This window comes from Brevundimonas sp. P2_A6 (assembly GCF_056404975.1).
This window is the reverse complement of record NZ_JBFUCZ010000001.1, coordinates 929323-953473: the sequence shown is the minus strand read 5'-3', so window position 1 is coordinate 953473 and position 24151 is coordinate 929323. Positions and strand designations below refer to the sequence as shown.

31 protein-coding genes are annotated in these 24151 nt (G+C 66.5%); 14 read left to right on the top strand and 17 right to left on the bottom strand.

Features of this window, described 5'->3' with window-relative positions:
• Window positions 1-79: 79 nt before the first annotated feature.
• Complete coding sequence (locus AC1DW4_RS04845; protein ID WP_477016093.1) at window positions 80-328, bottom strand: DUF2171 domain-containing protein; 249 nt, start codon at window positions 326-328, stop codon at window positions 80-82.
• A 78-nt stretch (window positions 329-406) separates the two neighbouring features.
• Between AC1DW4_RS04845 and AC1DW4_RS04840 the strand changes: the two genes are divergently transcribed.
• Window positions 407-583: a DUF4169 family protein gene (locus AC1DW4_RS04840; RefSeq protein WP_477016092.1), complete on the top strand. Its 177-nt coding sequence runs from the start codon at window positions 407-409 to the stop codon at window positions 581-583.
• On the opposite strand, the gene AC1DW4_RS04835 is transcribed toward AC1DW4_RS04840, so the two are convergent.
• The gene (locus AC1DW4_RS04835) at window positions 580-1500 is read right to left on the bottom strand and encodes a DMT family transporter (RefSeq protein WP_477016091.1); all 921 of its coding nucleotides are present in this window, start codon (window positions 1498-1500) and stop codon (window positions 580-582) included. The genes AC1DW4_RS04840 and AC1DW4_RS04835 overlap by 4 nt on opposite strands.
• A gap of 95 nt (window positions 1501-1595) precedes the next feature.
• On the bottom strand, window positions 1596-2357 hold the full coding sequence (locus tag AC1DW4_RS04830) for a Coq4 family protein (RefSeq protein ID WP_477016090.1): 762 nt from the start codon (window positions 2355-2357) through the stop codon (window positions 1596-1598).
• A 113-nt stretch (window positions 2358-2470) separates the two neighbouring features.
• On the opposite strand from AC1DW4_RS04830, the gene AC1DW4_RS04825 reads away from it, so the two are divergent.
• The 4 genes from AC1DW4_RS04825 to AC1DW4_RS04810 are packed head-to-tail and all read left to right on the top strand — an operon-like array spanning window position 2471 to window position 5060.
• The gene (locus AC1DW4_RS04825; protein WP_477016089.1) at window positions 2471-3583 is read left to right on the top strand and encodes a type III polyketide synthase; all 1113 of its coding nucleotides are present in this window, start codon (window positions 2471-2473) and stop codon (window positions 3581-3583) included.
• Window positions 3580-4077 carry an isoprenylcysteine carboxyl methyltransferase family protein gene (locus tag AC1DW4_RS04820; RefSeq protein ID WP_477016088.1) on the top strand — a complete coding sequence of 166 codons (498 nt, stop codon included), beginning with the start codon at window positions 3580-3582 and terminating at the stop codon, window positions 4075-4077. Before AC1DW4_RS04825 ends, AC1DW4_RS04820 begins: the two co-directional genes overlap by 4 nt.
• Window positions 4077-4301, top strand: coding sequence for a ribbon-helix-helix domain-containing protein (locus AC1DW4_RS04815; RefSeq protein ID WP_477016087.1), 225 nt, complete (start codon window positions 4077-4079; stop codon window positions 4299-4301). Before AC1DW4_RS04820 ends, AC1DW4_RS04815 begins: the two co-directional genes overlap by 1 nt.
• A gap of 42 nt (window positions 4302-4343) precedes the next feature.
• Complete coding sequence (locus AC1DW4_RS04810; RefSeq protein ID WP_477016086.1) at window positions 4344-5060, top strand: SIMPL domain-containing protein; 717 nt, start codon at window positions 4344-4346, stop codon at window positions 5058-5060.
• 39 nt (window positions 5061-5099) lie between these two features.
• On the opposite strand, the gene AC1DW4_RS04805 is transcribed toward AC1DW4_RS04810, so the two are convergent.
• Entirely contained in the window at window positions 5100-5402 is a 303-nt protein-coding gene (locus AC1DW4_RS04805) for a hypothetical protein (protein WP_477016085.1), read from the bottom strand.
• Window positions 5403-5594, bottom strand: a complete 192-nt coding sequence (locus tag AC1DW4_RS04800) for a hypothetical protein (RefSeq protein ID WP_477016084.1) — start codon at window positions 5592-5594, stop codon at window positions 5403-5405.
• 105 nt (window positions 5595-5699) lie between these two features.
• On the opposite strand from AC1DW4_RS04800, the gene AC1DW4_RS04795 reads away from it, so the two are divergent.
• The 6 genes from AC1DW4_RS04795 to parE are packed head-to-tail and all read left to right on the top strand — an operon-like array spanning window position 5700 to window position 12703.
• Window positions 5700-8072 carry a UvrD-helicase domain-containing protein gene (locus AC1DW4_RS04795; protein WP_477016083.1) on the top strand — a complete coding sequence of 791 codons (2373 nt, stop codon included), beginning with the start codon at window positions 5700-5702 and terminating at the stop codon, window positions 8070-8072.
• Window positions 8069-8725, top strand: a complete 657-nt coding sequence (locus AC1DW4_RS04790; RefSeq protein WP_477016082.1) for a hypothetical protein — start codon at window positions 8069-8071, stop codon at window positions 8723-8725. The genes AC1DW4_RS04795 and AC1DW4_RS04790 overlap by 4 nt, the downstream gene beginning before the upstream one ends.
• A 15-nt stretch (window positions 8726-8740) precedes the next feature.
• Window positions 8741-9007 (top strand): hypothetical protein, encoded by a 267-nt coding sequence (locus tag AC1DW4_RS04785; RefSeq protein ID WP_477016081.1) that lies wholly within the window; start codon window positions 8741-8743, stop codon window positions 9005-9007.
• Window positions 9004-9288 (top strand): type II toxin-antitoxin system RelE/ParE family toxin, encoded by a 285-nt coding sequence (locus AC1DW4_RS04780; protein WP_477016080.1) that lies wholly within the window; start codon window positions 9004-9006, stop codon window positions 9286-9288. Before AC1DW4_RS04785 ends, AC1DW4_RS04780 begins: the two co-directional genes overlap by 4 nt.
• 42 nt (window positions 9289-9330) lie before the next feature.
• Entirely contained in the window at window positions 9331-10677 is a 1347-nt protein-coding gene (locus tag AC1DW4_RS04775) for an O-antigen ligase family protein (protein ID WP_477016079.1), read from the top strand.
• Entirely contained in the window at window positions 10646-12703 is a 2058-nt protein-coding gene (parE, locus tag AC1DW4_RS04770; RefSeq protein WP_477016078.1) for a DNA topoisomerase IV subunit B, read from the top strand. The genes AC1DW4_RS04775 and parE overlap by 32 nt, the downstream gene beginning before the upstream one ends.
• Here the strand turns inward: parE and AC1DW4_RS04765 are convergent.
• A complete protein-coding gene (locus tag AC1DW4_RS04765) occupies window positions 12700-13059 on the bottom strand; it encodes a hypothetical protein (RefSeq protein WP_477016077.1) in 360 nt (119 codons plus the stop codon). The genes parE and AC1DW4_RS04765 overlap by 4 nt on opposite strands.
• A 287-nt stretch (window positions 13060-13346) precedes the next feature.
• Between AC1DW4_RS04765 and AC1DW4_RS04760 the strand changes: the two genes are divergently transcribed.
• The 3 genes from AC1DW4_RS04760 (at window position 13347) to AC1DW4_RS04750 (ending at window position 16910) form a co-directional block, all read left to right on the top strand.
• A complete protein-coding gene (locus tag AC1DW4_RS04760) occupies window positions 13347-14915 on the top strand; it encodes a DEAD/DEAH box helicase (RefSeq protein WP_477016076.1) in 1569 nt (522 codons plus the stop codon).
• 115 nt (window positions 14916-15030) lie between these two features.
• On the top strand, window positions 15031-16086 hold the full coding sequence (locus AC1DW4_RS04755; protein WP_477016075.1) for a GGDEF domain-containing protein: 1056 nt from the start codon (window positions 15031-15033) through the stop codon (window positions 16084-16086).
• A gap of 38 nt (window positions 16087-16124) precedes the next feature.
• Entirely contained in the window at window positions 16125-16910 is a 786-nt protein-coding gene (locus AC1DW4_RS04750) for a lysophospholipid acyltransferase family protein (RefSeq protein ID WP_477016074.1), read from the top strand.
• On the opposite strand, the gene AC1DW4_RS04745 is transcribed toward AC1DW4_RS04750, so the two are convergent.
• From AC1DW4_RS04745 to AC1DW4_RS04695, 11 genes are read right to left on the bottom strand one after another with little or no spacing between them, the layout of a single operon-like run.
• Window positions 16907-17269: a TfoX/Sxy family protein gene (locus tag AC1DW4_RS04745; RefSeq protein ID WP_477016073.1), complete on the bottom strand. Its 363-nt coding sequence runs from the start codon at window positions 17267-17269 to the stop codon at window positions 16907-16909. The two genes, AC1DW4_RS04750 and AC1DW4_RS04745, sit on opposite strands and share 4 nt — an antisense overlap.
• Window positions 17269-18072, bottom strand: a complete 804-nt coding sequence (locus tag AC1DW4_RS04740) for a MetQ/NlpA family ABC transporter substrate-binding protein (RefSeq protein WP_477016072.1) — start codon at window positions 18070-18072, stop codon at window positions 17269-17271. The genes AC1DW4_RS04745 and AC1DW4_RS04740 overlap by 1 nt, the downstream gene beginning before the upstream one ends.
• A 14-nt stretch (window positions 18073-18086) precedes the next feature.
• Window positions 18087-18749, bottom strand: coding sequence for a methionine ABC transporter permease (locus AC1DW4_RS04735; RefSeq protein WP_477016071.1), 663 nt, complete (start codon window positions 18747-18749; stop codon window positions 18087-18089).
• The gene (locus tag AC1DW4_RS04730) at window positions 18750-19745 is read right to left on the bottom strand and encodes a methionine ABC transporter ATP-binding protein (protein WP_477016070.1); all 996 of its coding nucleotides are present in this window, start codon (window positions 19743-19745) and stop codon (window positions 18750-18752) included.
• Window positions 19746-20144, bottom strand: a complete 399-nt coding sequence (locus tag AC1DW4_RS04725; protein WP_477016069.1) for a HesB/IscA family protein — start codon at window positions 20142-20144, stop codon at window positions 19746-19748.
• On the bottom strand, window positions 20144-20533 hold the full coding sequence (locus tag AC1DW4_RS04720; RefSeq protein ID WP_477016220.1) for an SUF system Fe-S cluster assembly protein: 390 nt from the start codon (window positions 20531-20533) through the stop codon (window positions 20144-20146). The genes AC1DW4_RS04725 and AC1DW4_RS04720 overlap by 1 nt, the downstream gene beginning before the upstream one ends.
• A 5-nt stretch (window positions 20534-20538) precedes the next feature.
• Window positions 20539-21777, bottom strand: coding sequence for an aminotransferase class V-fold PLP-dependent enzyme (locus AC1DW4_RS04715; RefSeq protein WP_477016068.1), 1239 nt, complete (start codon window positions 21775-21777; stop codon window positions 20539-20541).
• A complete protein-coding gene (gene sufD, locus AC1DW4_RS04710) occupies window positions 21756-22769 on the bottom strand; it encodes a Fe-S cluster assembly protein SufD (RefSeq protein WP_477016067.1) in 1014 nt (337 codons plus the stop codon). Before sufD ends, AC1DW4_RS04715 begins: the two co-directional genes overlap by 22 nt.
• On the bottom strand, window positions 22766-23530 hold the full coding sequence (gene sufC / locus AC1DW4_RS04705) for a Fe-S cluster assembly ATPase SufC (protein WP_477016066.1): 765 nt from the start codon (window positions 23528-23530) through the stop codon (window positions 22766-22768). The genes sufD and sufC overlap by 4 nt, the downstream gene beginning before the upstream one ends.
• Window positions 23531-23535: 5 nt before the next feature.
• A complete protein-coding gene (locus tag AC1DW4_RS04700) occupies window positions 23536-23838 on the bottom strand; it encodes a type II toxin-antitoxin system RelE/ParE family toxin (RefSeq protein WP_477016065.1) in 303 nt (100 codons plus the stop codon).
• Entirely contained in the window at window positions 23835-24095 is a 261-nt protein-coding gene (locus AC1DW4_RS04695; protein WP_477016064.1) for a hypothetical protein, read from the bottom strand. Before AC1DW4_RS04695 ends, AC1DW4_RS04700 begins: the two co-directional genes overlap by 4 nt.
• Window positions 24096-24151 lie beyond the last annotated feature (56 nt).

Sequence of the window (24151 nt, the reverse complement as noted above, 5' to 3'; positions counted from 1 at the left end):
TGCCGACCCTCATTACATAAGTAAAGGGCCCCGCCAGATCAGCGGGGCCCCTCGTGAATTCGTCGTAACCCATAGGGATCTAGTGCTTGTCGTGCGGCTTTTCAGTCCACTGGGCCTTGGCCTGGTCTTCCGTCAGCGACAGGCGAACCTTGTCGTCATCGACATAGTCGACCCAGCTGACCGGGATCATGTGGTGCTTGAAGCCACCGGCCAGATCCAGCTTGGCCAGTTCGATCTGGTCGCCGAGCACGTGATCGACACGACCGACGTGGCCGCCGTCCGAACCGACGACTTCGAGGTGTTCCTTGATGAGCGTGACGTCTACCATGGGGAGGTCTCCTGTCTGGGTTGAGACATTCAAACGCGGCGCCTTGAGTCGGGTTGCCGACTGTGCCGAAAGGACGCCGTGGCCGAGATCATCAACCTGAATCGCGCCCGGAAGACGCGCTCGAAAGCCGATGCGAAATCGCGGGCCGAGGCCAACCGCGTGCTCCACGGCCTGACCAAGGCCGAACGTGAGGCGGCCCGCATGGAACGCGAGCGCCTGTCCCGACAGCTCGACCAGACCCGCCTCGACGACTAGTCGGTCGCCTTCGGCGCGCGGGTCAGCAGGGCCTGCCCGCCGAGCACCAGCGCCAGCCCGACCGCCGCCGACCACCCGAACCGCGCGTCCTCGAACAGCACGGACACCAGCATGGCGATCGGCGGCGTCAGGGCCGAGATATAGCTGGCCAGGGCATACCCCCGCGCCCGCGCCACCGCGAAATAGGTCACGAAAGCCACCACCGAGCCCATCACGGCCAGATAAACCAGCGAGATCAGATAGCCGGGGCTTGGGTCGATGGTGAACCGCGCGCCGGTCGCCAGGCCGAAGATCACCAGCATCCCGGTGCCATAGGCCATGGCCCAGCCGGTCTGCGGCAGGATCGCCGTGCCCATCTGCTGCCCGCGCCAGGAGAAATAGTTGCCCACAGCCGAGCTCGTGACCGCCAGCAGGGCCAGGCCGATGCCCACCAGGGCTCGATGATCGAAGCTTGCGCCCAATGCCTCGCCCCCCGACAGGACCGCGACGCCGACTATGCCCAGACCGGCACCCATCCACGCCGCGCGGGACGCCTTCTGGCCCACGACAATACGAAACAGAACGAGGTTCAGGAACGCCAGCCCGGCGAACACCACCGCGACGATGGCGGAGGTCACATGCCCCTCGGCCGCGTAGGTGAACGAGTAGCTGACGGCGAACACGAAAGCCCCCTGCCCCACCGCCGCCAGATGCTGGCCGCGGGTCAGCTTCAGCGACCGCCCCGTCACAGCGCAGCCGGTGATCAGGACCAGTGCCGCCAGCCCGAACCGCCAGACCAGCGACGCGACGGGATCGACCGTCCCCAGTTGCCAGGTAATCGCGTACCAGGTCGTGCCCCAGATCACGGCGCACAGCACCACGCCGGCGATCGCCAGGGCGTCGGCCGATGGGCGGCGCAGATTGTCGAACAGGCTCACGGCGAACTCGCAGTCAGGGGTTTGACCGCTCCATGCCGCCCGTCGCCTTCGGAGGCAACCGCGATCGGCATCCGACAGCCCAAGGCCGCCCTATGTCATGCCCGCAGCTTGACCACGTTGCGCACGCCTTCAGGCACTGCGGCATAGACGGTCGCGGGTCTGATCCCCAGGCGTGCCCGCGCCGTTTCGAGCGGCTCGCGGAACAGGGCCTCATAGTCCAGCCCCGGCAGCCACCGTGCCGCGCGCCCGTTACGCCAGGCCTGCAGCACCGCCCGCCGTGCCGGGATCGTCCGGTTCTCGCGCTGGATCTCACGCGCCGCGCCATAGCCGATGAAGGCGAAGCCCAGGTTCTTCGTCTGGCCATAAGAGAAGGACACGACACAGGCCTCGCCCAGCGCATCGGTGCCGTAGCCCGTCAGGACATGCCAGATGTCGTGGATGTCCCTGAGGCGGCGCGAATACCAGACGATCGGATGCGGCGCGTCGATGAAGGGGACCACCTCGCGCTCGACCTCGGCCAGCCCATCGGCGGTGAACCCCCGCGCCTCCCGGAACGCGCGGTACCTGGCCCCGACAGACCCGGGCCCGAACTGCGACAGCCAGACCGGGTCGTCCAGCTTGTGCGCCAGTTCGTCGCGCAGAAAGGCCTGGCGTCCGCCTTCCATGGTTCGCAGCATCCGGCCATAGCCGCGGGCCTGCGACCGGCCGGACAGAGCTTTCATGATCTCAAAGACTTGCGCGGTGTCTTCCTTGTCGCGGATCAGCTTTCGAAAGGCCCTCAGCGCAGCGATCGGCTGGATGCGCTGCGGCTTCAGCGTCCGGAACTCTTCAGGGTAGGCAACCGTATTCATGGTCATCGAGGCATCCCGCTGTAAGGATGCCGAATGTAGCGCACCCTGCGACCGTCGCGAACCCTGGCCCGTATCTGAACGGACCCGCCGCTGCTCCTGCGGCCGAAACCGAGAACGCCTTGTCCGTCCCTGCCTCCCCGACGCCCCGCCTTGCCGCCCTGTCCACCGCCTGGCCCCCGTTCACGCTCAGACAGGAGGACGTCGCCGCCAACGGGGCGGAACTGTTCGCCACCACCCATGGCGGCTTCAAGCGGTTGGAACCGATCTACAGGAACTCGCTGATCGAGACGCGGCATTCCTGTGTGCCGATCGAATGGTATCTGCAGCCCCACAGCTTCGCGGAGCGGAACCAGCTGTTCCTCGACAATGCCGTCGCCCTGATGGCCGAGAGCGCAGGCAGGGCGCTGGATCAGGCAGGCCTGACCGCCGACCAGATCGATTGCATCATCACGGTCTGCTCCACGGGGATCGCCACGCCCTCGCTTGAGGCGCACCTGATGCAGGTCATGCCCTTTCGACCCGACGTTCGACGCGTGCCGTTGTTCGGCCTCGGCTGCGCCGGTGGAGTCCTGGGTCTGGCCCGCGCGGCCGAGGCGGCCAGGGCCTATCCCGACAGCCGGGTGCTGCTTCTGGTCGTCGAGCTGTGCGCCCTGACGTTCCGCTATCAGGACCGGTCGAAGTCCAACCTGGTCGCCACCGCCCTGTTCGGAGATGGCGCCGCCGCCGCCATCGTCTCCTGCCGCGACGACGTCACCGGCCCGATACTGGGGGCCAGCCACGAGCATACCTGGCCTCAAAGCCTCGACGTCATGGGCTGGGACGTGGCCGACGACGGGCTGAAGGTCGTCTTCAGCCGCGACATCCCCACCCTGGTCCAGAACGACTTCCGGCCGATCGCCGAGGGGTTCCTGACGAGGAACGGCCTCACCGCGACGGACGTCGGCGGCTTCGTCTGCCATCCAGGCGGGGCCAAGGTCATCGAGGCGCTGGAAGGCGTTTTCGCCCTGTCGCCCGGAGAAATGCGCCACACCCGCGACGTGCTTCGCGACCACGGCAACATGAGCTCGGCCACCGTTCTGTTCGTGCTGAAGGCGACGCTGGAGGCCCACGCGCTCAGGGAGCGAGGTTCCGCGAACCGAGCGGTAGCGCCTCAAGATCAGCCGGGGCCGCTGCTACTCACCACGCTCGGGCCCGGCTTCACCACAGCGCTGATGCTGGTCCACCCGCAATGATGTGGTTCCTGATCGTTCTGGGTCTGGTCGTCGCACAGCGCCTCGGCGAGCTCTGGCTGGCCAATCGCAACACCAAGCGTCTGGTAGCGGATGGCGCGGTCGAGATCGGCGCCGGCCACTATCCGCTGTTCGTCATTCTGCACACGGCCTGGCTGTCGGCCCTGGCGATCTTCACGCCGTGGACGGCCGTGCCGAACCCCTGGCTGCTGGCGATCTATGTGATTCTCCAGTTCGGCCGCGTCTGGGTGATCGCTACCCTGGGTCGCTTCTGGACCACGCGGATCATCACCCTGCCCGGCGCGCCCCTCGTCCGGTCCGGCCCATTCCGTTTCGTGCGTCATCCCAACTACTGGGTCGCCTCGCTGGAAATCGCCATCCTGCCCCTCGTCTTCGGACAGGTCTGGATCGCGGTCGTGTTCAGCCTGTTGAACGCGGCGCTCGTGACCTATCGTATCCGTGTGGAAGAGGCGGCCCTGGCTGAACGCGCGGTCTGATGCTGAAGAAACGATCCGTCACCCTGGCCGGCCACGCGACGTCGGTGGCACTGGAGCCGGAGTTCTGGGCCATCCTGGACCGTATCGCCGTCGAGCGAAATCTCAGCCACGCAGGCCTTCTGGTCTGGGTCGATCAGACCCGCGGCCGACGTTCGCTGGCCTCGGCCTGTCGCCTGCTGGCGCTGGCGCACGCGGGGTCAGAATCCATCACTCGCCAGGCGTGACCTCAGCGCGCACGGTCGCCTCCTCAACCAGGGGAAACCACCGTGCAGATCGACCGCAGCCTACTTCCGCCCGCCATCTTCGGCGGCCTCATCGCTATCGGCCTGATCGGGTCCGGCATCGCCATCGGTGGCGGGGTCATCAACGCCCAGGTCGGCAATCGCCAGGTCACCGTGCGCGGCGTGGCCGAGCGCAATGTGGTGGCCGATCTGGCCGTCCTGACCATCAACTTCAGCTTCTCGGGCGACGACCTGGATGCCGTGACCGGCAAGATCGACAGCGATCTGCTCAAGGTCCAGCAGTTCCTGAAGGCTCAGGGCTACCCCGATGACGCCCTGACCAACGGACGCCTGTCGGTGACGGATAACAAGGCCAATGCCTATCAGCCGGCCGTCGACGTTCTGCACTACACAGCGACCAACTCGGTCACGATCCGCACGCGCGACGTGGCCCGCGTGGCGCAGACCCAACGGTCGCTGGACGATCTGGTGCGTCAGGACGTGCTGATCGGTTTCGCGGATCCGCTGTACGTCTACACCAAGCTGAACGAGGTCCGCCCGTCCATGATCGCGGAGGCCACGGCCTCGGCCCGTTCGGGGGCCGAGCAGTTCGCCAAGGATTCCGGTGCGCCTCTGGGGCCGATCCGTCAGGCCACGCAGGGCTCGTTCGAAATCCTGGCCCGCGAGGATATCGACAACGAATCCACCTCGCTGGACAAACGTGTCCGCGTGGTCGCGACCGTCACCTATCAACTGCGCTAAACAAAGAACGCCCGCCGGGTCCTCCGGCGGGCGCTGATCTCAATTCGTCGGGGCCGGCCCGGGCTGCGGCAGGGTCGGCGGCTCGATTTCGGGAAGCTTGGGCGCTTCCATCTTCGGCAGGTTCACATCGACATCGACATTGGTGTCCGCCACGTCCTTGACCGGGTTGTTCCCGCTCAGCAGCACGAAGGCGATGATGGCCACGACGATCACAAGACCGCCGATCAGGAAGGCGATGAAGCCGCCTCCGCCGCTGCTGCGCTCCGGCTGTACATTGACATTGGTCTGCGGCTGCCGATCGACGACCACGACTCGCTCGGGTGGTGTATTGGGATCGGTCATCTAGTTGGTCCCCGGAACCGAGGGCGCTTCGACCTTCGGCAGGTTGACGTCCACGTTCACGTCCTGCGTCTTGGGCGTCATGCTGCCACCGGCAAACACGAAATAGGCCACGATCGCCAGAACGACGACCACGCCGCCGACGATGAAGGCCAGGCCGGCGTTGCCGCCACCGCTGCTTGAATTCTCAGCCATTTTTTAGTCCCTCTCCATTCCACCCTGGACCGCTGAAACGACGGTGACGCTTGGCGGTTCCAGCCAAGCTGAAGTCGGGACCTGACTTTAAGCTCTGTGCTCATTATGTTCCGGGTCACGCCGAATCCCGAGACACCCGCATTGACCGACGCCCTGCCCGCGCCCCGCATCTCCGATCTCGCCCGCTCGCGTGGTCCAGGCGGCGTGACGCATCATGCGCCCGACTATCTGTCGGGCCTGAATCCGGAACAGCGCGAGGCCGTGGCGGCGACCGAAGGCCCGGTCCTGGTCCTGGCCGGTGCCGGCACCGGCAAGACGCGCGTTCTGACTACACGGCTTGCGCACATCCTGGCGACCGGCCGCGCCAAACCGTGGGAGCTGTTGGTCGTCACCTTCACCAACAAGGCCGCGCGAGAGATGCGCGAGCGGATCACCCACCTGATCGGTCCGTCCGCCGAAGGGCTGCGCTGGCTCGGCACCTTCCACAGCGTGGCGGCCCAGATCCTGCGCCGGCACGCCGAACTGGTCGGGCTGAAGTCGACCTTCACCATCCTGGACACCGACGATCAGGAGCGGCTGCTGAAACAGCTGCTGGAGGCCGCGAACATCGACACCAAACGCTGGACGCCCAAATCGCTGGCCGGCCTGATCGACCACTGGAAGAACCGCGGCTGGACGCCCGAGAAACTGCCGCCCGGCGAGGATTTCGCCAACGGCAAGGGCCAGAGCCTGTACGCCGCCTACCAGTCACGGCTGGCGACGCTGAACGCCTGCGACTTCGGCGACCTGCTGCTGCACAATCTTACGATCCTGTCCAAACACGCGGACATCGCTGAGGAATATCGTCGTCGGTTCCGCTACATTCTGGTCGACGAGTACCAGGACACGAACGTCGCGCAGTATCTGTGGCTGCGTCTGCTGACTTCATCGACCGGCAACGTCTGCTGCGTCGGCGATGACGATCAGTCGATCTACGGCTGGCGGGGTGCCGAGGTGGACAACATCCTGCGCTTCGAAAAGGACTTCCCCGGGGCCAAGATCGTCAAGCTGGAGCGCAACTATCGTTCGACCAGCCACATCCTGGGGGCCGCGTCGGGCCTGATCGCCGCCAATCGCGACCGCCTGGGCAAGACCCTGTGGACCGAGGACCAGACCGGCGACAAGGTCCGCGTGCGCGGCGTCTGGGACGGCGAGGCCGAAAGCCGCCTGATCGCCGACGAGATCGAGACGGCGAAACGAGACGGCATGAAATACAAAGACATGGCCGTTCTTGTTCGCGCCTCATTTCAGATGCGCGCCTTCGAAGAGCGGTTCGTCCTGCTGGCCATCCCCTACACGGTCATCGGCGGGCCCCGGTTTTTCGAACGCGCCGAGATCCGCGACGCCCACGCCTATCTGCGCCTGATCCAGTCGGAGGACGACGACCTGGCCTTCGAGCGGATCGTCAACGTGCCCAAGCGCGGCATCGGCGACACCTCGGTCCAGAAGATCCTGCAGATCGCCCGCCACAACGGGGTCTCGGCCATGACCGCCGTGCGCGACCTGATCACCTCTGATGAACTTCAGGCCCGCACCCGCACGGCCCTGTCGACCTTCGTGCGCGACCTCGACCGCTGGCGTGCCCTGGCCGCCGACACCCGCCACTGGCTGCTGACCGAAACCGTCTTGGAGGAGAGCGGCTACACCGACATGCAGAAGGCCGACCGCGTCACCGGCGCGACCCGCCTCGACAACCTCAAGGAACTGACCCAGGCGATGCAGTCGTTCGAGACGCTGGGTGCCTACCTTGAACACGTCTCCCTGGTCATGGATCTTGATCGCGGCCCGTCGTCGGACGCGGTGCAGATCATGACCTTGCACGGGGCCAAGGGGCTGGAGTTCCCGCTCGTCTTCCTGCCCGGCTGGGAGGAAGGTGTCTTCCCCTCACAGCGCAGCATCGACGAGAAGGGTGAAAAGGGCCTGGAGGAAGAACGCCGCCTCGCCTACGTCGGCGTCACCCGCGCCAAGCAGGACGCGCGCATCTCCTTCGCCGCCAACCGCCTCGTCTATGGTCGCTGGACGAGCCAGCTGCCCAGCCGCTTCGTCGACGAACTGCCCATCGCCCACGTCGAGGCCGAAAGCGACACCGGCTACTATGGCGCCTCCGCCGGCATGAAGGAGGCCAAGTCCCGCTGGGACGAAACGCCGGTGTTCGGCGCCGGCTACACCTCCCCCGGCTGGCAACGTGCCAAGGCCTTCACCGCCGGCCAAACCCCCGGCACCCGCCCCGCCCGCAACGCCGTCATCGAAGGCGAAGGCCGCCTGATCGCTACCGCCGACCCCAAATCCGGCGGCGGCTTCCTCAAGGGCGACCGCGTCTTCCACCAGAAGTTCGGCTATGGCAGCGTGCGCGTCATCGAGGGCAACAAGCTGACGGTCGAGTTCGAGAAGGCCGGCGAGAAGAAGGTGATCGATACTTTCGTGGAGAAGGCGGAGTGAACCGGCCGCTCATCGCGCTGCTGGCAGCCGGGTCGGTTTGCTTAGCTTCCGTGGTCCATGCCCAGACCATCCGGTCCGACAGCGCACTCTGGACCTACGACAACGCATCTTCGTCCCTGTACCCACAAGGTTTCGTGGACGACCAGAGCTTCGGCTGTGTGCACGCCATCAATGTCGGCGTCTGGCGCTATATCGAGACGGATAAACAAGACTGGCCTGAGTACTGGCGGCTCAGCAACTACGGGGTCTTCCACTGCGCCCTCCTTTATGGACGAGCAGATGACGAGGCGGCGGCGGGCGAGGCGTTCGAGAGTTACGCCTGGCTTGCTCGATTGACGGAGCCGCATTCCGCACCGGATGAGATAGAACTGTGGGCACTCCAGATCGGCGTGGCAGGAGGAAGCCGCTACATCCTGCTTCGCCGCATTGGCGACGATTCCGCCGCGCCGTTCGACGTCCTTGACGCCGCTTGCCCGAGAGATGCTGAGCGCAGAAGGGCGAACATCGACATCTGGGTTCAAGACGATTGCATCGTGGATGCCAAAGCTGACATCGTGCGGATCGCCCAATCGGCTGCCAATCGACCGCCTAGAGGGCGGCTAGAGTTCGTTCCCCAAGCGGAGGGCACGCAACTTCCCAGTCAGTCTGAATAGCGATATCTTCAGCAAATGGCCGACGGCGCTCTAAAGCTCACGCTCGACGACTACGCCTCGGCCAAGCTGGCCGAGAAGGCAAAGGCGCTAGGCGTTTCGCCTGAGGACCTGGCAATCACCCTGCTCAGCGATCAGCTCTTCGACTACGACGACTTCACCTGGACCAACGGCGATCCGAGGACAGACCGGGCATCGCCATCGGACCTCGAAGGGGCCCGCGACTGGGAAGACGTCCGGCCTGAATTTCTGGCCCTAATCGAAAAGACGTTCGGTCCCGAATGAGGGTCAAGCTGACGCCACTGGCGCAGCGTGACTTTGCCGCCCAGATCGACTGGCTCAATGCGCGCTCTCCGGCGGCCGGTCGGCGGGCCGCAAAAGCCATCATAGAGGCCCTCGATCTGCTGAGCGAATTTCCCGACTCCAGTCCGTCGGTCGGCATCGCGTATCGGGAGAAAGCCGTTCGGTTCGGCCTTTACGGTTACGTCATCGAATACGAACGCCATCCAACAGTCATCTTCGTCACCCGCATCTATCACGGTGCTCAGGACCGCTCGGACGACTGAGAGGTTCCGCTTCGTTAACGACTGCGAAGCCATTCTCGCGTCGTGCAACCCGCCCTCGCCACCGCCGCGCTCCCCGACCCCGCCCCGCCCCTGTGGGAGCGGGCGGCGGCGATGTTCGTGGTGGTCATGCTGACGGGAGCCTTCGTCGGGCCAGTGTTCGCGCCGACCCAGGCGGAGACGCCGATCCTGCGGCTGATCTGGCTGCCGGTCTATGCGGTCATCATCGGGCTGGTGGCGATGCGCGCGGACAAGGTGATCCGCGCCTGGCCCGCCCTCTTGATGGTTCTGGGCCTGGTGCTCCACGCCTATGCCTCGAAATACTGGTCGATCGATGCGGAGACGACGTCGCGGCGGGTCCTGGCCATGGGCATGGCCTCCGTCTTCGCCGTCTATCTGGGCGTCGTGTTCCGGGGCGTGCACCTGCCGCGCCTCCTGATGTGGATGGGGCTGATCCTGGGCATCGGCAGTCTGGTCTTCGTCTTCGCCTTCCCGGCCATCGGCGTGCACCACGGCGACAACGACGGCCTGTGGCGCGGCCTGTGGTACGAGAAAAACCAGATGGGCGGCATCATGGTCGCGGGCGCGGCCGCCAGCGCCGCCTGCCTGGCGTCGGAACAGACCCGCCACCGGCTGATGCCCTTCATCGCCCTGATGGTGACCACCCTGCTGGTCCTGGCCACCCAGTCCAAGACCTCCCTGCTGTGCCTGCTGCTGGCCGTCGGCCTGATCGCGGGGCTGTGGGCCATGCGGCGCGGCGGCGCGGCCTTCTCGGTTGTGGCCATCTGGGTCGGCGTCGTCCTGATCGCCACAGGCACCTATGTCTTCATCACCGAGCCCGCCGTGGTGCTGAAGGCGCTGGGCAAGGATCCATCCCTGACCGGCCGCACCGACATCTGGGTCAGCCTGATGCACAAGGTCTCGGTCCATCCCTGGACCGGCTATGGGTACCAGGCCTTCTGGGGCCGCGAATCCGTGCCCGCGATGTATGTGCGCGAGGAGACCGGCTGGCCCGTGCCGTCGGCCCACAACGGTTGGATCGACCTGCTGGTCCAGTTGGGCTGGCCCGGCGCGATCACCGTTGGCATCGTCGTCGCCATCGGCTTCGTCGGTTCCGTCTTCCGCGTCATGACCGATGGACCGAAGGAGGGCTGGTGGGCGCTGGGCTACTTCCTGGCCTTTCTGCTGCTCAGCCTGTCGGAAAGCGTGCTGCTCAGCCACGCCAACCTGCCCTGGGTGCTGATGCTGGCCATCGTCGCCCGCGCCACCTGTTTCGCTCCCGACACGGCCCGCGTCCCGCTTGCCCGCGCCCCGCGCGAGGCCTACCAGACGGCTCCCCGAATCGCCGCACACTCCAGCCATGCCCGCCAACGCGCCGTCCCTGTTCGATGACATCCCCGAGGCCCCCAAGCCCGCACCCGCGCCCGAACCGGCCCTGAAGCCGCAGGCCGCCGCGCCCGCCGCTGCGCCTTCGGCCCCACCCGCCCCCGGCTCCTACTCCGCCTCGTCCATCGAGGTGCTCGAGGGCCTTGAGCCCGTCCGAAAACGCCCGGGCATGTATATCGGCGGCACCGACGAACGCGCCCTGCACCACCTGTTCGCCGAAGTCCTCGACAACGCCATGGACGAGGCGGTGGCCCGCCATGCGAAACTGATCACCGTCGACCTCGACGCGGACGGCTTCCTGTCGGTCAAGGACGACGGGCGCGGCATCCCCGTCGATCCCCACCCCAAGCATCCGGGCAAGTCGGCGCTGGAGGTGGTCATGACCGTCCTCCATTCCGGCGGCAAGTTTTCGGGCAAAGCCTATGAAACCTCTGGCGGTTTGCATGGCGTGGGCGTCAGCGTCGTCAATGCGCTCAGCGACCGTCTGGACGTCACGGTGTGGCGCGACGGTTTCGAATGGAAGCAGTCCTTCAGCCGGGGCCTGCCCCTCGGGCCCATCGAACAGGTCCAGCCGTCGAAGAAGAAGGGCACCCTGATCCGCTTCCATCCGGATGAGGAGATCTTCGGCGTCGGCGCGGCCTTCAAGCCCGCCCGCCTGTTCCGAATGGCCCGGTCCAAGGCGTATCTGTTCCGTGGCGTCGAGATCAAATGGACCTGCGCGCCCGACCGCATCACCGACGCGACGCCGGATGCCGCCACCTTCCATTTCCCCAACGGCCTGGCCGACGCGCTCGCCGAGCGCATCGGCGAGCTCGAGACCGTCACCCCGACTTTCAGCGGCCGCGTCGAACGCAAGGGCGAGGCCGGGGCGGTCGAGTGGGCCGTGGCCTGGTCTCCGATCGGGTTCGGAGAGGCAGACGGCTTCGTCCAGTCCTACTGCAACACCGTCTCGACGCCCGACGGCGGCACGCACGAGGCCGGCTTCCGCGCCGCCCTGGTCAAGGGGCTGAAGGCCTACGGCGAACTGACCAATGAGAAACGCGCGGGCCAGATCACGGCCGAGGACGTCATCGCCAACGCCGGAGCGATGATCTCGGTCTTCATCCGTAATCCCGAATTCCAGGGCCAGACCAAGGACCGCCTGTCCTCCAGCGAGGGTCAGCGCCTGGTCGAGGCCCTGCTGCGCGACCCTCTCGACCACTGGCTGACCGAAAATCCCAAACAGGCCAATGTCCTCTTGGGCTTCATCATCGAACGGGCCGAGGACCGCCTGCGTCGCAGGAAGGACAAGGAGGTGCAGCGCGCCCAGGCCACGCGCAAGCTGCGTCTGCCCGGGAAACTCTCAGACTGCAGCCGCCAGTCCGCCAATGGCACCGAGCTGTTCATCGTCGAAGGAGATTCCGCCGGTGGCTCGGCCAAACAGGCGCGTGACCGCACGACCCAGGCCATCCTGCCCCTGCGCGGCAAGATCCTGAACGTCGCCAATGCCACGGCCGACAAATTGCGTGCGAATATAGAGCTTTCAGACCTGACCCTCGCCTTGGGTGTCACGACGGGACCGCGCTTCGACATCGACCAGCTGCGCTATGAGCGCGTCGTCATCATGACCGACGCCGACGTCGACGGGGCCCATATCGCGGCTCTGCTGATCACCTTCTTCTATCGCTCCATGCCGGAGGTCATCAGACAGGGCCGCCTGTTCATGGCCCTGCCCCCGCTCTATCGCCTGTCCGCCGGTCCCCTGTCCGAATACGCCCGCGACGAGGCGCACCGCGAGGAGCTGATGGCCACCGTCTTCAAGGGCAAGAAGGTCGAACTGGGCCGGTTCAAAGGCCTGGGCGAAATGATGGCCTCCCAGCTCAAGGAGACCACCATGGACCCGAAGAAGCGCACCCTGGCCCGGGTCACCCTGCCTGAATCAGAGGACGACATCGAAGACCTGGTCGAGCGCCTGATGGGCAAGAAGGCCGACGCCCGCTTCCGCTTCATCCAGGACAACGCCCAGTTCGCGGTCGCGGACCTGGACGTCTAGCGCCCCGGCGACAACTCGTTCTGGACGCGCCGGCCAAGCGGATCGCGGGCGACCCAGGTCTGTCCCACGCGGGCCTCGACGACCGGCGAACAATAGCGCGAGATCATCATGAAGGCCGGTCGAATGCCGTTCAGGCAGACCCGCTGGCCCTCGATCCGCCAGGACGCAGACAAACGGCGACCGTCGGAGAACTGCGCCGAATAGGTCCCGTCGCGATTGAACCAGTGCCGCACCCAGCCACCGTCCGGATATCGCGACACCAGGGTATTCTCGAACATGTCGGCGATCTCGGCCGAGGCCGTCACCGGTGTCGCCACGGCGCAGGCGGCCGCCAGCGCGATGATGGTCTTCCTCATGCCTGAACCCCTTCCGGCATCCTGTCCCCGGCCGAAATCTTAACTAAAGTTTATCCAAATCCAAGGCCCTCGCAGCATGGACCGAGCGCGACCGCCGATCGGCGAATACTTGACTCTGGCGTGGGGGCTTCTATATGCGGCCCACGTTCGGGACAGGATTTGGCGAATCGCGCCGCCCGCTCGCCCAGAGACAGGGCGGTTCCGCGACATTCCCCGCCGCCCCATCGATCGGGTGGCTCCTGCTTTCCCACCGGCGCGCGATCGCGCCGGGCTCCGTCCAAGGATACATGACAGAATTCTCCGCCCTGGGCCTTTCGCCCACGACCCTGCAAGCGGTTATCGATACCGGCTACACGACCGCCACCCCCATTCAGGCCCAGGCCATTCCCGTGGCCCTCGCCGGCCGTGACGTGCTCGGCATCGCCCAGACCGGCACCGGCAAGACCGCCGCCTTCACCCTCCCCCTGATCGAACGCCTGTCCAAGGGCCGCGCCCGGGCCCGCATGCCCCGCGCCCTCGTCCTGGCCCCGACCCGCGAACTGGCCGACCAGGTCGCCATGTCGTTCGAGAAATACGCCAAGGGCACCAAGCTCAGTTGGGTGCTTCTGATCGGCGGCGTCTCCATGGGCGACCAGGTCGCGGCCCTGAACAAGGGCGTCGATGTCCTGATCGCCACGCCCGGCCGTCTGCTGGACCTGTTCGAGCGTGGCAAGATGCTGCTGACGGGCGTGGAGCTGATGGTCGTCGACGAGGCCGACCGGATGCTCGACATGGGGTTCATCCCCGACATCGAGCGCATCTTCAAACTGACCCCGCCCAAGCGCCAGACCCTGTTCTTCTCGGCCACCATGCCGCCGGAGATCACCCGTCTGACCCAGGCCTTCCTGAAGGATCCCACCCGGATCGAGGCCTCGCGTCCGGCCATGACGGCGGAAACCATCACCCAGTATCTGGTCCGCATCCCCTCCAGCGATCCCAAGGCCAAGCGCGCCGCCTTGCGCGAGCTGATGGCCCGCGCGGACGTCCGCAACGGCATCGTCTTCTGCAACCGGAAATCCGAAGTCGATGTCGTCGCCAAGTCGCTGAAGCAGCACGGTTTCGACGCCGCGCCGATCCACGGCGACCTGGATCAGTCGCTGCGCACCAAGACGCTCGCCGACTTCCGCTCGGGCGCGCTGAAGATTCTGGTGGCGTCCGATGTCGCCGCGCGCGGTCTGGACATTCCCGACGTCAGCCACGTCTTCAACTACGACGTTTCCCATCACGCCGATGATTACGTCCACCGCATCGGCCGCACCGGACGCGCGGGCAAGCTGGGTCAGGCCTTCATGATCGTGACGCCGGCCGACGACAAGTCGCTGGACAAGGTGATGAAGCTCATCAAGATGAGCCCCGAGGAACTGGTGCTCGACCTCGATTGGTCGAACCTGGGTGGCGGCTCGTCCCGTCGCGGCGAGCCAAAATCCGATGCCCGCCCGGCGCGCGGCAAGGCCCGCTCCGACAACTCGGCCAAGAGCGTCGAAGCCCCGATCGAACAGGCGGTCGCCCCCTTGGTCGCCGTCGAAAAGCCCGTGGCCTCGGACGAGGCCCCGGTCCGCCGCAGCCGCAGTCGCCGCTCCAGCAAGGCCACGGCACCCACTCCGGTGATCGAGCCGGTCGAGGTCGTCGCGCCCGTGGTGGTCGTCTCCGAATCCCCGCCAGAAGTCCGCCAGCCGACCTCGGAACCGCGCCTGCGTCAGGCCGATCGTCGCCCCGGCGGCCGCGCCGACCACGACCCGGCACCGGCCCGCGAGGGTGCCGGCTTCGGGGGCGACGTGCCCGCATTCCTGCGCCGGCCCGTCACCCTCAAGGGTTGAACTCTCGTCCCGACTACGTGTTTTTGCGCCCGGTTTAACCCGCCGTTACGGATCGACGACTAGGCTCTCGGACATAGACGCGTCAGTCCTAAGGGCGCGGTGCGGGAAGCCTCGAATGTCGACACAGGTCCAGACCACGTTGCGCGGTCCCGAAGCTTTCGCTTTGGCTCGCCGTGCCGTGGACGAGATGGAACGTGTCGGCGTCTGGCCCACCCCGCTGAACTTCGAGCTGTGGATCCACTGGATCGGCGACCCCGACGGGGCGCTGGGTCAAGAGATGACCCGCCTGCTCGGCGACGGCACCGCCTTCACTGAGGGCACAGCCGAGATGCTGGCGGCCGAATACCTGCCGCGCGGCCGTCTGTCGGAGGAAATCCGCGACGCCGGTGCCGTGCTGAACCGCGAACTGTCGACCGTCTCCGAGGCCATCGCCAAGGCCCAGAAATCCCAGGCCGCCTACGGCCAGACCCTGGCCGGTGCCTCCGCCCATCTTGAAAGTTCGGCCGAGCCGACCGCTCTCCTCGGCGTCGTTTCCAAACTGACCAAGGCCACCACACAGGTCCAGGCCGAGAACGCCACGCTCGAGAAACGCCTCGAAACCTCGACCAAGGAAGTCGCCCGGCTGCGCGAACACCTGGAACAGGTCCGCCGCGACGCCATGACCGACGCCCTGACCAATCTGGCGAACCGCAAGGCCTTCGACGAAGAGCTTCTGCGGGCCTGCGACGAGGCTGACAAAAAGCGTCAGCCGATGACGCTGGCCGTCCTCGACATTGACCATTTCAAGCGGTTCAACGACACTTGGGGCCACCAGACCGGCGATCAGGTCCTGCGCTACGTCGCCAGCGTGATCGGCCGCATCTCCAAGTCGCCCCGCGTCGCGGCCCGCTATGGCGGCGAAGAGTTCGCCATCATCTTCCCGTCCGAGAGCGCGCCGATCGTCGAGGTGGCCCTGAACCAGATCCGCGAGGAGATCGGCACCCGCGCCCTGCGCCGCCGCTCCACCAACGATGAACTGGGCGCCGTGACCATCTCCGCCGGCCTGGCCCAGCGCCGCCCCGGAGAGACCGGTACCGCTCTGCTCGACCGCGCCGACGAAGCTCTCTACGCCTCCAAGCGGACCGGCCGGAACAAGGTCACCAACGGCGAACGCCTGGACGAAGCGGCCTGACGACCGATTTGTCGTCGAAAATGGGCTAGGCTCATCTCATGCGCAGTCTCGCCTTCAACATCGCCTATTGGCTCCTGTCGATCGTCTACGGCCTGAGCGCGGCCTTCGCCGCCCTGACCCCGGGCCGAGAGGCGACCGCCTTCGTCATCCGCCGATATGTCCGCCGGATGGTCCAGGCCATGCGCGTATTGGCCGGCATCCATATCGAGGTCCGGGGCAAGGAACGCCTGCCGACCGGAGCCTTCATCATCGCCTCCAAGCACCAGAGTTGGGGCGACGGCTTCGCCACCTATGACCAGTTCGACGACCTGGCCTTCGTCACCGGTGACCACCTCGAGAAGTTCCCCCTGCTCGGCACGATGCTGAAGAAGCTGGGGGCCATCGTCGTCAACAACTGCGGCGGCCGAGAAGCCCGTGATTCGCTGAAGCAGAGCGGAGCCACGGCCCACGCCGAGGGTCGCAAGATCCTGATCTATCCGGAGGGCAATCTGGCCAGAACGGGCGAGAAGTTCCGCTATCGCTCCGGCGTCTGGCACATGTACCGTGACTTCGACATGCCGGTCGTCCCGCTGGCGTCAAACCTGGGCCTGTTCTGGCCGCAGGAGGCGTACGAAAAGCACCCCGGCACCGCCACGCTGGAGTTCCTGGATCCGATCCCGACCGGCCTGGGCAAGGCGGAATTCCTCGAGCGTCTGGAAGCCGCTGTCGAAACACGCACCGCCGAACTCATCGCACGGGCGCGCGGCGGGCCGGTCATCCCGAATGTGCGGGTTCTGACGCCCGACGAGGTCGCCAAACAGGCCCGGGCCTTGGCAGAAACCTAGGCTTTCGGTTTGCGCGGGCGCTTGGATGCCGCCTTGCGCTCGGCCGTGTCGATCGACTGTCGGGCCCAGGTCACCGCCTCGTCGGCGTCGTCCATCGCCCTGTCCGGAAGGGACCAGTAGCCCATGGTCATCGTCTGCCCGTCCTTGGTCGGATAGGTGAACTGACGCGAGCCCGCCTCGACCAGAGCCTGCGCCCCGGTCTCATCCGCCTTCAGCCAGATGACGCCGTCGTCCAGCAAGGCGAACATCAGCCCGTTGGCATAGACACCCGCTCCACCGAACATCCGCTTGATCTCGATCGGGCCCAGCGCCGCGAAATGCTCGCGCACCCAGTCGCCGAAGTCCGGATCATAGGCCATCAGGCGGCCGGGACGACGGCGCCGTCATACTTCTGGGCGATGAAGTCCTTCACCGCCTGGCTGCGCAGCGCCCGCGCCAGGGCCTGGATGCGCGGATCGTTCTGGTTGTCGGGGCGCGCGACGAGGTAGTTCACATAGGGGCTGTCCCCGCCCTCCAGCGCCAGGGCATCCGTCTTCGGCTTCAGCCCGGCGTCCAGCGCATAGTTGGTGTTGATCACCGCCAGATCGACCTGATCCAGCACGCGCGGCAGGATCGCCGCCTCGATCTCACGGAACGTCAGGTTCCTCGGGTTGCCGACGATGTCACGAACGGTCTGCAGCGGGTTCGTTCGGTCCCGCAACGTGATCAGACCGGCCGACTGCAGCAGCAACAACGACCGCCCTGTGTTCGACGCATCGTTCGGCAGCGCCACGTCCGCGCCGTTGGGCAGGTCCGCCAGCGTCTCGTGCTTCCTCGAATAGGCCCCCAGCGGCTCGACGTGCACCCCCGCTATCGTGATCAGGTTCGCGCCACGCGCCGCGTTGAACTCGTCCAGATAGGGCTTGGTCTGGAAATAGTTGGCGTCGATCCGCTTCTCGGCCAGTTGGGTGTTGGGCTGAACGTAGTCGTTGAACACCTTGATCTCGATCGGGAAGCCCTCGGCGGCCAGCGTCGGCTCCAGGAACTCCAGGATCTCTGCGTGCGGCACGGCGGTCGCGCCGACGATCAGCGGCGCGGACCCGTCTGCCGCCTTCTCGGCGCCCGGCCCACAGGCGGCAAGCGCCAGCGCAGCGGCGGCCAGGATCAAGGTGCGTCGAAGCATGGAATGTCTCTCAATCAGCGGTGAGACACCCTAGCGACCAGACGATCGCCGAGCATCTGAAGAATCTGCACCAGCACCAGCAGAAGGACTACGGTCACCACCATGACGTCGGTCTGGAACCGTTGATAGCCGAACCGGATCGCCAGGTCACCCAGCCCCCCGGCCCCGACCACGCCCGCCATGGCCGTATAGCTGACCAGAGCGATCGCCGTGACCGTGGCCCCGGCGATGATCCCCGGCATGGCCTCGGGCAACAGGGCGCGGGTGACGATCTGATATGTCGAGCCGCCCATGGCCTGGGTCGCCTCGACCACGCCCTTGTCCACCTCGCGCAGCGCCGTCTCGACCAGACGCGCATAGAAAGGCGCGGCCCCGACGACCAGCGGCGGGATGGCCCCCGCGACGCCCAGCGACGTCCCGACCAGCAGCACCGTCACCGGCAGCATGACGATCAGCAGGATGATGAAGGGCACCGACCGCAGGATGTTCACCACCAGCGACAGCACGCCGTTCAGCACCGGATTGGCCGCCAGCCGCCCTCTGTCGGACAGATAGAGCAGCACCCCCAGGGGGATGCCGAACACGACCGTCAGCGCCATCGACCCGCCCAGCATCAGCAGGGTGTCGCGGGTCGCCCGCAGGATCTCGGGCCAGTCGACGTTGGCGAAGAAATCCATCTAGAGCGCCTCCACGACGACGCCGCGCGCCGCCAGCTGGCCGACGGCCGCATCGGCGTCTCCGCCGGTGAAGGCCACGACCATCTGGCCATAGGGCTCGCCCCGGATGCGGCTGATGCGGCCGGACAGGATGGAATAGTCCACGCCGGCCGACCGGGCCACGCGGCTCAGTTCCGGCTCATAGGTCGACCCGCCCCGGAAGGTCAGCTTCGCCAGCCGCCCGCCCGCCGGCACGATCGAGGCGTCGAAGGTCTCGCCGCCCTCGCCTTCGGCCAGCATGGCGCGGGTCACCGGCGATTTGGGGTGCAGGAAGACATCGGCCGTGGCCCCCTCCTCCACCAGACGGCCGTCCTTCAGCACGGCCACCCGGTCGCAGACGCGACGGACCACCTCCATCTGGTGGGTGATCAGCACGATCGTCAGACCCAGGTCGCGGTTCAGCCCGTCCAGCAGGCCAAGAATCTCGTCCGTCGTCTCGGGGTCCAGGGCGCTGGTCGCCTCGTCGCACAGCAGGACCTCGGGACTGCAGGCCAGGGCCCGGGCGATGCCGACCCTCTGCTTCTGCCCGCCCGACAGCTGGGCCGGATGCTTGCTGGCGTGCTCCGACAGGCCGAGCTGCTCCAGCAGCTGCGCCACGCGCCGTTCGATCTCCGCCTCCGGCCGGCCCTCGAGCCGCAGCGGAAAGGCGACGTTCTGGGCGATCGTCTTGGCGTTCAGCAGGTTGAAGTGCTGGAAGATCATGCTGATGCGCCGCCGCGCCGCGCGCAGGGCCTCCGGCTTCAGCGCCGTGATCTCCTGATCGCCGACGAAGACCTTGCCCGCGTCGGGCGTCTCCAGCCGGTTGATGGTGCGGATCAGGGTCGACTTGCCCGCGCCCGAGCGTCCGACCACGCCGAACACCTGACCCCGCTCGACCGTCAGGTCGACGGCGTCCAGCGCCACGCGTTCGCCCGCCGCGCTGCGATAGCGCTTGGTGACCCCTTCCAGCCGGATCATTCAGTCGGTCTCGAACGCCTTTGCGGGGATGATGGTGACGCTCTCGCCACAGCCGCAGGCGTCGGTCTGGTTCGGATTGCGGAACACGAACTTGGACGACAGTTTCGATGTCTCGTAGTCCACCTCGGACCCGATCAGGAACAGGATGGCCTTGGGGTCGATCAGGATGGTGACGCCCTTGTCCTCCACCACCTCGTCCAGCGCGCCGATCTCCTCGGCGTAGGCGAAGGTGTATTCCTGCCCCGCGCAGCCGCCGTTCTTCACCCCGACGCGCAGGGCGACGTAGGCCTTTTCCGCGTTGGCCATGATCTCGCGCACGCGCTCTGCGGCGGCATCGGTCAGGGTCACGGCCTTGGGACGCGGGCGCCGGGGACGGGCTGTGGTCTGCAAGTCGGTCATCAGAACATGTTCAAGGCGAGCTTCGCCTCGTCGCTCATCTTGGAGGGATCCCACGGCGGTTCGAAGACCAGGTTGGCGCGCGCCGATTTGATGCCCTCGACCTTCATCACAGCATCCTCGATCCAGCCGGGCATCTCACCGGCCACCGGACAGCCGGGTGCCGTCAGGGTCATGTCGATCAGCACATCCTTGTCGTCCGAGAGATCGACCTTGTAGATCAGGCCCAGCTCATAGACGTCGACCGGGATCTCCGGGTCGAACACGGTCTTCAGCGCCGCGATCAGATCCTCGGTCAGCTTGTCCAGTTCGGCCTGCGGGATCGCAGCCTTCTGCGGCTCGCCCCACGTCTCCGCGAAGGTCTCGCTCTTGCTGATCGCCGTGTCTTCCATCTCGCTCACACAAAGAACTCCCGCGCCTTGATCAGCGCGTCCACGAAGGCATCCGCATCTTCCACGGTGTTATATAGGGCGAAGCTGGCTCGCGCGCTCGATGTGATCCCAAATCGTTTCGACAGGGGCTCGGCGCAATGCAGGCCCGCCCGCACGGCGACGCCATACCGGTCCAGAATCTGCGCCACGTCATGGGCATGCGCGCCCTCGACCGTGAAGGTCAGGATCGCGCCCTTGCCCGGTGCCTCGCCGATGACCCGCAGCCAGTTCAGCCCCGACAAACGCGCCACGACGTGGTCGTAAAGCGCCCGCTCATGCGCCGCGACGGCCTGACGGTCGAAGGCCATGAACCAGTCCAGCGCGGTGCCCAGGCCGATCGCCTCCAGGATCGGCGGCGTCCCCGCCTCGAACCGGTGAGGGATGCCGGCATAGGTCACGGCTTCCTGCGTGACCGTCGCGATCATCTCGCCCCCGCCCTGATACGGCGGCAGGGCCTCCAGCGCGGCGCGCTTGCCGTACAGCCCGCCGATCCCGGTCGGGCCGTACAGCTTGTGGCCCGTGAAGACGTAGAAATCGCAGTTCAGCGCCTGGACGTCGGGTGCGCAATGCACCGCCCCCTGACACCCGTCGACCAGCACCAAGGCGCCCGCCGCATGCGCCAGATCGGCGACGCCTCGGACGTCATTCACCGTGCCCAGCACGTTCGACATATGGGTCACCGCGACCAGCCTGGTCCTCGGCCCGATCAGGTCGGCGAGGCCCGCCATGTCCAGCGACCCGTCGTCCAGCACCGGTGCCCATTTGAGCACGACGCCCTGACGGTCCCTCAGCATCGACCACGGCACGATGTTGGCGTGGTGCTCCATCTGGGTCGTGACGATCTCGTCGCCGGGCTTCAGGCTCTGCGCCAGTCCGGCCGCGATCAGGTTGAAGGCCTCGGTGCCGCCCTTGGTCCAGACGATCTGGTCGGGGCTTTCTGAGTTCAAAAACCGGGCGACGGTCTCGCGCGCCTGTTCGAACGCCTCGGTCGTCTCGTTGGCCAGGGTGTGCAGGCCGCGGTGGACGTTGGAATAGCTGCCCTCCATCGCCGCCGTCATCGCGTCGATCACCGCGCGCGGCTTCTGCGCCGAGGCGGCCGAGTCCAGATAGACCAGCGGCTTTCCGTTCACCGTCCGCGACAGGATCGGGAACTGCGCCCGCGCGGCATAGGGATCGAAGCGGGTCAGAGTCGAGCCGTCAGCCATGCCCTCACCACCTCTCTCGCGCCCTCGTGAGCGATGCGGTCGACGACCTCGAACAGGAAGGCCTGGGTCAGCAGGGCCCGCGCCTCGTCCGCCGGAATGCCGCGCTGTTGCATATAGAACAGGGCGCTTTCGTCCAGATTGCCGACCGTGTTGCCGTGCGCGCACTGCACGTCGTCGGCATAGATTTCCAGCTCCGGCTTGGCGTCCACCTCGGCCCGCTCACCCAGGATCAGGGCGTGATGTCCCATCCGCGCATCGGTGCCGTCCGCGCCGCGCTCAACGACGATCTTGCCCTGGAACACGCCCCGCGCCGTGTCGCGCACCACGCCCTTGGTCAGCTGGGATGTGACGCCGTTCAGGCCGCCGTGACGCACGACGCTGGTCAGGTCTGCGTGGCGCTCGCCGGAAAGAGCATACAGACCGTCGATCCAGACCGCCGCCCCCTCCCCGCCATGGACCAGTCGCGTCTCCTGACGCTGCAGCTTGGCACCGCCGGTGATGGTCGTCTGGCGATAGACGCCGCCGGGGGCGACGCGTACATCGATCTCGGTCAGGGAGATGGCGTCCTGCGGCTCGTCGATCAGGACGACGCGCGTGACCTCGGCCGCGCCCGCCACATCGATGTCCAGACGGTTTTGCGCTACATAGGCCGAGCCCGACCCCTCGTGCGTCTCCAGCAGCAGCAGCTTCGCGCCGGGCCTGGCGACGATACGGGCCGAGGCCTCATGCCCCGTCCCCGTCGCGTTCGAGATAAACCGCAGCCGCAGCGTCTGCTCGCCGAAGGCGATGAAGTCCGTGACCCCCACCGGCCGACCGTTGGCGAACACGATCGCGTCGCCCTCCAGTCCATAAAACGGCCCGGGGGGACCGACCGCCGTCGTGGGCGACGGCGGTGGCGCCTCGCGCAGGACGCGGGCCAGGTCGGTGTATTTCCACGCCTCGACCCGCCGCGACGGGAAGGTCGAGGGATCGCGCAGATCGACGGCGGTCACGCCGCCCTCTCTGGTGCAAGGGGCGGCAGGTATTTGTCGTACCCTTCCGCCTCCAGCTGCAGCGCCAGCTCTGGCCCGCCCGAGACCACGATCCGTCCGGCGGCCAGCACATGGACCCGGTCGGGTTTGATGTAGTCCAACAGCCGCTGATAGTGAGTGATGACCAGCATGGCGCGGTCGGAACGACGCAGCGCGTTCACCCCCTCGGACACGATCCGCAGGGCGTCGATGTCGAGGCCGGAATCCGTCTCGTCCAGGATCAGCAGCGAGGGCTCCAGCAGGGCCATCTGCAGGATCTCCATCCGCTTCTTCTCGCCGCCGGAGAAGCCGACGTTCAGCGGCCGCTTCAGCATCTCGAAGTCCATCTTCAGCGCCGCCGACGCAGCCTTGACCTGTTTCAGGAAGGCCGGCGCCGAGACCTCCTCCTCCCCCCGCGCCCGCTTCTGGGCGTTCAGCGCCGTGCGCACGAACGTCAGGGCCGGCACGCCGGGGATCTCGATCGGATACTGGAACGACAGGAACACGCCCCTGGCCGCCCGCGCCGCCGGGTCGAGGTCGAGCAGGCTCTCGCCTCGCCAGTCGACCGACCCCTCCACGGCCTCATACCCGGGCCGTCCCGACAGGGCATAGCCGAGCGTCGATTTCCCCGCCCCGTTCGGCCCCATGATGGCGTGCACCTCGCCCGCCGGAACGTCGAGTGTCAGCCCCTTGAGGATCGGCTTGTCGCCGATGGAGACATGGAGGTTGGTGATGGAGAGCATTGGGTTCAGTCGTTCGGTGTTGGGTGGACGACGCTCAAATCCTGCCGAGCGTCATAAAAGGCGATGATGCGAATGCCGCCCGGGCGTTCGCGATAGACGATGATCTTTTTCCAGTCGGCTGCGCTCCATTCGAGAAGCCCAGGCCAGCGGGACAGATGACCTTGGTGAGGATGCTCGGCCAGTCGCCAAAGCGTGGCCTTGATCTCCGCCTCCGCCCGATCCGCAGCCGCCAGGCTGTGTTCGTCCAGATGGTCCAGAAAATCAGAGAAGGCCGTCAGCGCGGGCTCCGACCATTCGAAATCCTTCACGGCGCGCGACGCGCCGCAAGTCGGGCGTTCGCTTCCTCGTTCGATACGATCCGCCCCTCGCGCTCCGCCGCCAAGCCCGCCTCGATCTGAGCGACCTGATCCGCCGACAACGGCGCGCCACGGTGAACTTCATTGTCCATGATGAACCCTTCGGCGGCCGAGGCGATGAATTCGCCGACCGGCATCCCGATCTCGGCCGCCGCACGCTTCAGGCGGTCAGCGGTGTCTTCCCGAAAAGGAACGGAAATCGTTTCCATCAAAATGTCCTCGACACTGAGATCAGACCAGAGTTCTCGATGATACCACGCTCCAG

Bases quoted from the DNA above. Each gene is read 5' to 3' on its own strand.
- AC1DW4_RS04845 (WP_477016093.1), bottom strand. From the start codon at position 328: ATGGTAGACGTCACGCTCATCAAGGAACACCTCGAAGTCGTCGGTTCG.
- AC1DW4_RS04830 (WP_477016090.1), bottom strand. From the start codon at position 2,357: ATGACCATGAATACGGTTGCCTACCCTGAAGAGTTCCGGACGCTGAAG.
- AC1DW4_RS04820 (WP_477016088.1), top strand. From the start codon at position 3,580: ATGATGTGGTTCCTGATCGTTCTGGGTCTGGTCGTCGCACAGCGCCTC.
- AC1DW4_RS04815 (WP_477016087.1), top strand. From the start codon at position 4,077: ATGCTGAAGAAACGATCCGTCACCCTGGCCGGCCACGCGACGTCGGTG.
- AC1DW4_RS04805 (WP_477016085.1), bottom strand. From the start codon at position 5,402: ATGACCGATCCCAATACACCACCCGAGCGAGTCGTGGTCGTCGATCGG.
- AC1DW4_RS04800 (WP_477016084.1), bottom strand. From the start codon at position 5,594: ATGGCTGAGAATTCAAGCAGCGGTGGCGGCAACGCCGGCCTGGCCTTC.
- AC1DW4_RS04795 (WP_477016083.1), top strand. From the start codon at position 5,700: ATGTTCCGGGTCACGCCGAATCCCGAGACACCCGCATTGACCGACGCC.
- AC1DW4_RS04785 (WP_477016081.1), top strand. From the start codon at position 8,741: ATGGCCGACGGCGCTCTAAAGCTCACGCTCGACGACTACGCCTCGGCC.
- AC1DW4_RS04780 (WP_477016080.1), top strand. From the start codon at position 9,004: ATGAGGGTCAAGCTGACGCCACTGGCGCAGCGTGACTTTGCCGCCCAG.
- parE (WP_477016078.1), top strand. From the start codon at position 10,646: ATGCCCGCCAACGCGCCGTCCCTGTTCGATGACATCCCCGAGGCCCCC.
- AC1DW4_RS04765 (WP_477016077.1), bottom strand. From the start codon at position 13,059: ATGAGGAAGACCATCATCGCGCTGGCGGCCGCCTGCGCCGTGGCGACA.
- AC1DW4_RS04760 (WP_477016076.1), top strand. From the start codon at position 13,347: ATGACAGAATTCTCCGCCCTGGGCCTTTCGCCCACGACCCTGCAAGCG.
- AC1DW4_RS04755 (WP_477016075.1), top strand. From the start codon at position 15,031: ATGTCGACACAGGTCCAGACCACGTTGCGCGGTCCCGAAGCTTTCGCT.
- AC1DW4_RS04750 (WP_477016074.1), top strand. From the start codon at position 16,125: ATGCGCAGTCTCGCCTTCAACATCGCCTATTGGCTCCTGTCGATCGTC.
- AC1DW4_RS04745 (WP_477016073.1), bottom strand. From the start codon at position 17,269: ATGGCCTATGATCCGGACTTCGGCGACTGGGTGCGCGAGCATTTCGCG.
- AC1DW4_RS04740 (WP_477016072.1), bottom strand. From the start codon at position 18,072: ATGCTTCGACGCACCTTGATCCTGGCCGCCGCTGCGCTGGCGCTTGCC.
- AC1DW4_RS04735 (WP_477016071.1), bottom strand. From the start codon at position 18,749: ATGGATTTCTTCGCCAACGTCGACTGGCCCGAGATCCTGCGGGCGACC.
- AC1DW4_RS04730 (WP_477016070.1), bottom strand. From the start codon at position 19,745: ATGATCCGGCTGGAAGGGGTCACCAAGCGCTATCGCAGCGCGGCGGGC.
- AC1DW4_RS04725 (WP_477016069.1), bottom strand. From the start codon at position 20,144: ATGACCGACTTGCAGACCACAGCCCGTCCCCGGCGCCCGCGTCCCAAG.
- AC1DW4_RS04720 (WP_477016220.1), bottom strand. From the start codon at position 20,533: ATGGAAGACACGGCGATCAGCAAGAGCGAGACCTTCGCGGAGACGTGG.
- AC1DW4_RS04715 (WP_477016068.1), bottom strand. From the start codon at position 21,777: ATGGCTGACGGCTCGACTCTGACCCGCTTCGATCCCTATGCCGCGCGG.
- sufC (WP_477016066.1), bottom strand. From the start codon at position 23,530: ATGCTCTCCATCACCAACCTCCATGTCTCCATCGGCGACAAGCCGATC.
- AC1DW4_RS04695 (WP_477016064.1), bottom strand. From the start codon at position 24,095: ATGGAAACGATTTCCGTTCCTTTTCGGGAAGACACCGCTGACCGCCTG.